General features: G+C 55.5%; 6 protein-coding genes. 3 read left to right on the forward strand and 3 right to left on the reverse strand.

Going from position 1 to position 6,335, the window contains the following annotated elements; genetic code table 11:
* On the forward strand, positions 1-493 hold a 493-nt coding region (locus VI895_02405; GenBank protein ID HLG18651.1), incomplete at its 5' end, for a hypothetical protein.
* A 10-nt stretch (positions 494-503) separates the two neighbouring features.
* Here the strand turns inward: VI895_02405 and VI895_02410 are convergent.
* The 3 genes from VI895_02410 to ftsH all read right to left on the reverse strand — a co-directional run bounded on the left by VI895_02410 (position 504) and on the right by ftsH (position 3,762).
* Positions 504-1,121, reverse strand: coding sequence for a hypothetical protein (locus tag VI895_02410; protein HLG18652.1), 618 nt, complete (start codon positions 1,119-1,121; stop codon positions 504-506).
* A gap of 333 nt (positions 1,122-1,454) precedes the next feature.
* Positions 1,455-1,781, reverse strand: coding sequence for a cupin domain-containing protein (locus tag VI895_02415; GenBank protein ID HLG18653.1), 327 nt, complete (start codon positions 1,779-1,781; stop codon positions 1,455-1,457).
* A gap of 91 nt (positions 1,782-1,872) precedes the next feature.
* On the reverse strand, positions 1,873-3,762 hold the full coding sequence (gene ftsH / locus VI895_02420; protein HLG18654.1) for an ATP-dependent zinc metalloprotease FtsH: 1,890 nt from the start codon (positions 3,760-3,762) through the stop codon (positions 1,873-1,875).
* Between the two features lie 112 nt (positions 3,763-3,874).
* Between ftsH and VI895_02425 the strand changes: the two genes are divergently transcribed.
* The gene (locus VI895_02425; GenBank protein ID HLG18655.1) at positions 3,875-5,380 is read left to right on the forward strand and encodes a DegQ family serine endoprotease; all 1,506 of its coding nucleotides are present in this window, start codon (positions 3,875-3,877) and stop codon (positions 5,378-5,380) included.
* 83 nt (positions 5,381-5,463) lie between these two features.
* Positions 5,464-6,327, forward strand: coding sequence for an RNA polymerase factor sigma-32 (locus VI895_02430; GenBank protein HLG18656.1), 864 nt, complete (start codon positions 5,464-5,466; stop codon positions 6,325-6,327).
* The last annotated feature ends 8 nt before the right edge of the window (positions 6,328-6,335 follow it).

Here is a 6,335-nt window from a genome sequence, read left to right on the forward strand (position 1 = left end):
ACAGGTGTACTGCCTCACGATCAATCGCTCGGTCCCTGTCACGTTCACAATCTATCGCGACGCCAACGACAACCTAAAGTGCGAAGCAGGGACGGATACGGTGGTCGACACGCTCATCTTGGATGACAGCATCAGCATTCCGACCTGTTCCTATCCCGCCAGCCCCGCATATTGGAATCCGCCGTACTTTGCCTTCTTCTTCGGCGACGGGAAGATCAAGCTCATTAATACGACCACCGGAAGCCAAATAAAACCGAACCCTCTTTTTCTTACGTATCCCGATTACGAGATCATCTTGAGTTCCAACAAGCTCGCGTCGGGAAGAAAGGCGAGAGAAGTGGAAATGATATTCGGGCTCGGAAAAATTGAAGTGAGTGCTGTCCGAAAGACGGGATACAGAAAGAGGATTGCCGGCGTCGCTTTCGCGCCGGTCCCGAAGGCGCCGTACATGCCTGATATGCCTGGCCCCGGTGCACTCGTCTGGTGCGAATGACGAAAGTAATCTAATCGTTCAGCCACTGGCGCGCCAGCAAATCGATCGGTAAAGGAGTTTTCGCGGGCGGAACCGGTAACGGGTAGACGCTCGGCGCATAACGCATGAGCATTCCCCCTTGAAGAATCTTCCGCCGGCCGGCCACGTCTGATGCAACGACGTTTAAAAGAAGTTGCGCATACACCCAGCCGTTCGCAGGGTCGGTATAGTCGTCTTTGCGTACGAGAACCACGCGCCCGTCCTTAAATGACGTTCCGAGGAGATTGCAAATCACATTCGAGTTCGGTGTTACGATGCCCTTGTCCGAATCATCCGGATTCCCCGCCGGGCAAGAAGGTTCGGGAGTAACCGTGCACGCTGTGGCTCCCGTCGGCGTACAGATCGCCAGGAGACCCGCAGGATGCATAACGCCATCGGTATCGAGTGCAACATTCTGAAGACGTAAGCGGGCGAGCTCCAATCCACTGCTCGCGAGCTGTTCCAAATTCCCCCGCGCACGATACGAACCCGATTGTTTTCCGCTCAATATCGTCGTGCTCAACATGCTCACCCCGATGGCGGTGACAATGACAATTAGAATCAGGATCGTCAGGAGCACAGCTCCCCCGTCACTTGATCGTCCCCGCACCCTAATCGAGTATCACATTTCCGGAGAAAATCGGAGTGCTCGGGAACCATCCGCGCCTCTCGTTGCGCAGGGATGGAGAACCGCCAAAACTTTTCCACAGTACGCAAAAAGTTTCTGAATTCTTTGTTTTATTCAGCGGTCGCGAAACGAAATAATGTGTAAATACAATTACTTATAACTATATGCGAAGAATTCACGTTGGCATCTTGTTTGCTCATTCTTGTTGTCAGGAATTTGTGTGTCGGACTCGATTCAAATCAAGCTGACGCTCTTGGCTGCCGTCCTGGCGCTGCTCCTGGTGGGCGGCGTAGGGATCGTAGTCGCGAAGTAGAGCTACCCCTTGGCATCGCCCGGTGCTACGACGGACAAGATCAGAAGTCTTTCCTCGCCCATATTGACGACGCCGTGTTCCTCGCCCGCCGAGGCCAGGACGGCCATCCCGGCCTTGAGTTCGCGCGTCGTTCTTCCGACGGTAAAACGACCCGTACCTTCCAGGACGAAATACATCTTATCGGCGTCGTCGTGCTTGTGGGAACGCTGGGCCTGACCCGGCTCGAAGCAGAGGAGATCGGTGGATACCCGATCCGTTCCCAAGACGTTGATCTTCTGCATTTTATCCGAGGAGTAATGGGAAAGAGCTCGGAAATCGATCGTTTTCACAGGTTCACCCGCATGTCAGCTTTCACAGCGGCAGACGTATACCAGAGTTTTTTACCCCTGCCTTCAAAAACCGACCGGACGCCCGAAATTCTCAGACCGCGGTCGAAACGGGTTTTTCGAGATGGCGCTGGACAATCGCGTGGAACTCCTCTTCATTGAGCGTCTCTTTTTCAAGAAGTTCCTGCGCGATTTCCTTGAGGAGCGGCAGATTTTGCTTAAGGAGGGAGATCACGCGATCGAGGCGACCAGCCATGATGGCTTTGATTTCCTCGTCGATCTGGCGAGCGGTCTCTTCGCTGAAGTTTTTTCCGGTGGAAATTTCCCCCTGAGCCACAAGCAGAGGCGTGCGTTCACGTTCGACGGTCACCGGGCCGAGCGTTTTACCCATGCCGTACTGCGTGACCATGCTTCGGACGATTTCCGTCGCTCTCTGCAAATCGTCGTGGGCGCCGGTGGAGACGTCCTGAAAGACAATGGATTCGGAAGCGCGCCCTCCGAGGAGGACATCCACCTTCTGCAGAAGTTCCTCTCGCGTCATAAGGTAGCGGTCTTCCGTCGGAAGCTGGAGCGTAAAACCGAGAGCGCCGATTCCGCGCGGGATGATCGTAATCTTGTGAACCTTGTCGGTCGAATTTCCCAGCGCGGCGACCAACGCGTGTCCCGCTTCGTGGTGAGCGACGATCTCTTTTTCTTTTCGATTGATGACGCGGTTTTTCTTCTCCAGCCCCGTCAAAATGCGGTCGACGGCCTGCTCGAAATGTTTCATCTCAACCTGGGTCGCGTTCACACGCGCGGCTAAGAGCGCGGCTTCGTTGACGACATTAGCCAAATCCGCGCCGACCAAGCCGGGTGTTCTTTTTGCAATGGTCTCCAAGTTCAGGTCGGGTCCCTTTTTTACGTTCTTCGTATGCAGCTCCAAAATAGCCTGCCGCTCTTTGACATCGGGTCTTCCCACAAACACATGACGGTCGAACCGTCCCGCTCGGAGTAGCGCGGGGTCCAGAATTTCGGGGCGATTGGTGGCGGCCATGATGATCACGCCCGCCTGCGTATCGAAACCGTCGATCTCCACGAGAATCTGGTTGAGCGTCTGTTCCCGTTCGTCGTGCCCCCCCATCATTCCGATGCCTCGCGCCTTTCCCACGGCGTCCAGCTCGTCGATAAAGACGATGCACGGAGCTTTCGATTTCGCCTGTTGGAAAAGATCCCGGACGCGCGCCGCGCCGACGCCCACGAACATTTCCACGAAGTCGGAGCCGGAAATATTGAAAAACGGAACCTTGGCTTCTCCGGCCACCGCCCGGCCCAGAAGAGTCTTTCCCGTTCCCGGCGGGCCGACCAATAGAATTCCCTTCGGCAGCTTGCCGCCCAGGACGGTGAATCGTTTGGGCGCGCGGAGAAATTCGATGATCTCCTTCAACTCTTCCTTGGCCTCATCTTGGCCGGCGACGTCGGCGAACGTGGTTTTCAAATCGGCCTCCGCCTGCAAGCGGGCTTTGTTTTTGCCGAACGTCATCACCTCCGTTCCCGGCCCCATTCGTTTCAGGACAAATCCCCAAAGAAAGAGCATTGCGGCGATCGGCAGAATCCAGGTCATGAGGAAATCACGGAAAGCGGTATTTTCGTATTTGACCTGATATTTCGTTCCGACTTCATCGAGAAGTTTAATCAGGTCCTGGTCGGCGGCCGGGCGCACGGCAGCCACGCGGCTCGAGTCCGAAAACCATTGGCCGATTCGTTTTTCCGTTCCGGCGGGTGGGGACTTGACCGCCGTTTCGGGCAAAACACCTACCACAAATTGATCCGTGAGCCAGACCTGGTCGAATTCTTTCTTCCGGATACTTTCCTTCATATCGGAGTAGGGGACGACTTTGCCCGGAGGCGGAGAGCTGAATAAATTAAACAGAAGAAGGGCCAGCAGGCCTAGGGTCAGGTAGCCGAAGGTGAATTTAAAACGCTTGGATTGCTTTTTCGGCGGCACGGTTCGCATCGTCTATGGAAGCGTACTATAGGCACGTTCCGGCAATTGTCTATCGCCTTTCCCTTCGACGGCGTTCTGGTAAGCTCTCAAACCTTGTCGGGAGGCCTTGCAGATGAAACGGTGGATGGTTGGAATTGCAGCGCTGGGGTTGTTGACGGGATGCGATACGGTCAACAAATATTTTCCGCGAAAAACCGAAGAGACGGTGGGAACGGAGAAAAAATCTCCTGCGACGGTCGCGTGGGCGGGGCAAGCTGTAGCCGCCGACACCTTCATTAAAATCGCCAAACAGGCCGACCCGGCCGTCGTCAATATCGGTACGACGAAGATTCTTCGCCGCCGCGCGCCGCATCCTTTTTTCTTCGATCAAAACCCTTCCTCTCCGTTCGGGGATTTTTTCGGGGACGATTTGTTTCGGAAGTTTTTCGGTGAAATGCCGGAGGACGCGCCTCAGATGAAACAGCAGAGTCTTGGATCGGGTTTCATCCTGACGGACGACGGCTACATCGTGACCAACAATCACGTGATCGAAAAGGCGGATGAAATCACGGTGATCATCGGCAAGGATCAGGAATATAAGGCCAAGTTGGTCGGCGCCGATCCGAAAACCGACGTTGCGCTGATTCGAGTCGAGGCGAAGGACAAGCTGAAAACGCTGGAAATGGGAGACTCGGATGACCTGCAGGTCGGCGAGATCGTCGTGGCCATCGGCAATCCGTTCGGTCTGTCCCACACGGTCACGCAGGGAATTGTGAGCGCGAAGGAGCGTTCGATCGGTTTCGGTCAGTACGACAACTTTATTCAGACGGACGCTTCCATTAACCCGGGCAACTCGGGCGGGCCTTTACTGAATTTGCGCGCGGAGGTCGTCGGCATCAATACGGCGATCGTGGCGTCGGCGCAGGGGATCGGCTTCGCGATTCCGATCAATCTCGCGAAAAACATTTTCTCCCAGCTCAAGGAGAAAGGGTCGGTCACGCGAGGATGGCTCGGAGTTTATATTCAAAAGGTGGACCCCGATTTGGCCAGGTCGATGGGCCTTAAGGATCGGCGGGGGGCGCTGGTGTCCAGCGTTCAGAAAAACAGTCCTGCGGCGAAAGTGGGAATCCAAAGCGGGGATGTTGTCATGAGCTTCGACGGCAAAGAGATCAAGGAGTTCAACGATCTTCCTCGCCTGGTTGCGTCCACGCCGGTGGGAAAGAAAGTAACGATCGTGTTCCTTCGGGACGGCAAGGAACAGAAGGTGGAGGTGGCCGTCGGAGAATTGAAGGGGGCGCCCGAAGAAGAAAATGAGGAGGGCCCATCCGAGAAACCGGAGGCGCCGAGCAAACCGGATCAACTCGGCCTGACCGCGAACACTTTAACCGAGAAAACCGCCCGAAAGTTGGGTCTGGATTCCGCGACGAAGGGAGTTCTGGTCGACCGCGTGGCCCCCGACGGGGCAGCCGCTGAAAAAGGAGTGCGGCGGGGGGACGTAATCATTGAGATCAACCGGAAGCGGGTGGAGAGTGTCCTGGAATATAAGAAAATCGTGGGGTCGCTCAAGAAGGGAGATACGGTCCTTCTCCTGATCAAGCGAGGCGCCGAGGCGACCCTTTTTGTAGCATTTACGTTGTAATTTCAGTTGGTTATAAACCCGGTTCTTGACGCTCAGATTTTCATGATTAGACTGCGTCTGTTATAATATTGTGAGGTAGGCCTATGGCAAAGGAACTCACCAGCCCCAAGCAGTTGGCGGTTCGGGACAGTCTGGATCTCTACGTCCGTGAGATCCGGAAGGTCTCCGTGTTGTCCCGTGAAGAAGAGTCTCGCCTGGCCAAGTTGTGGTTTGAAAAACGGGACCGCGACGCAGGACAACTCCTCGTGATTTCCAATCTCCGATTTGTTGTGAAGATCGCGCGGGAATATGCGAAATACGGATTTCGTCTGGGCGATCTGATTCAAGAAGGAAACCTCGGCCTTTTGCACGCCGTGGACCGATTCGATCCACGAAAAGGTTATCGGCTCATCTCCTACGCCGTCTGGTGGATTCGAGCTTACATTCAGGCATTCATTCTCCGTTCATGGAGCATGGTGCGAATGGGGACGACACGAATCCAACGGCGGATCATCAGCGGCCTTTACAAGGCCCGTCGAAAGATTGCAGCGTTCAGTGCGGCGGAAGCTCCGCAGCAGAAGCTTCTTGCCGAGGCACTGGACGTTTCCGAGAACGATCTTCGAGAAACCGTAAGCCGGATTCAGATGCGGGACGTCAGCTTGGACGCCCCGGTCCCCCATCGAGAGGAGGGTTCATTCGGCGATTCACTGCCGGATCACTCCCCCGATGCGGAAACGCAGCTCGTCGATCGCGATCTCCGCAACCAGGTTCGGGAGAAGTTGGACGCGGTCTATGATGATTTGAGCCCGCGGGAACGATATCTTTTGGAACATCGCCTCATGTCGGACGTGCCCGTTACGTTGGAAGCCGCCGGGCATCATTTCGGCGTGACCCGCGAACGTGTCCGCCAGATCGAGGAACGCCTTAAAGGGAAACTTCGCGTCCAGCTCTCGGGTGCTATGGCGTAGTCGTTGCC

It is taken from the genome of Bdellovibrionota bacterium (genome assembly GCA_035292885.1).
GTDB lineage: Bacteria > Bdellovibrionota_G > JALEGL01 > JALEGL01 > DATDPG01 > DATDPG01.

Excerpts from the sequence above, each read along its gene's own strand:
- VI895_02425 (HLG18655.1), top strand. The coding sequence starts at position 3,875 with ATGAAACGGTGGATGGTTGGAATTGCAGCGCTGGGGTTGTTGACGGGA.
- VI895_02430 (HLG18656.1), top strand. The coding sequence starts at position 5,464 with ATGGCAAAGGAACTCACCAGCCCCAAGCAGTTGGCGGTTCGGGACAGT.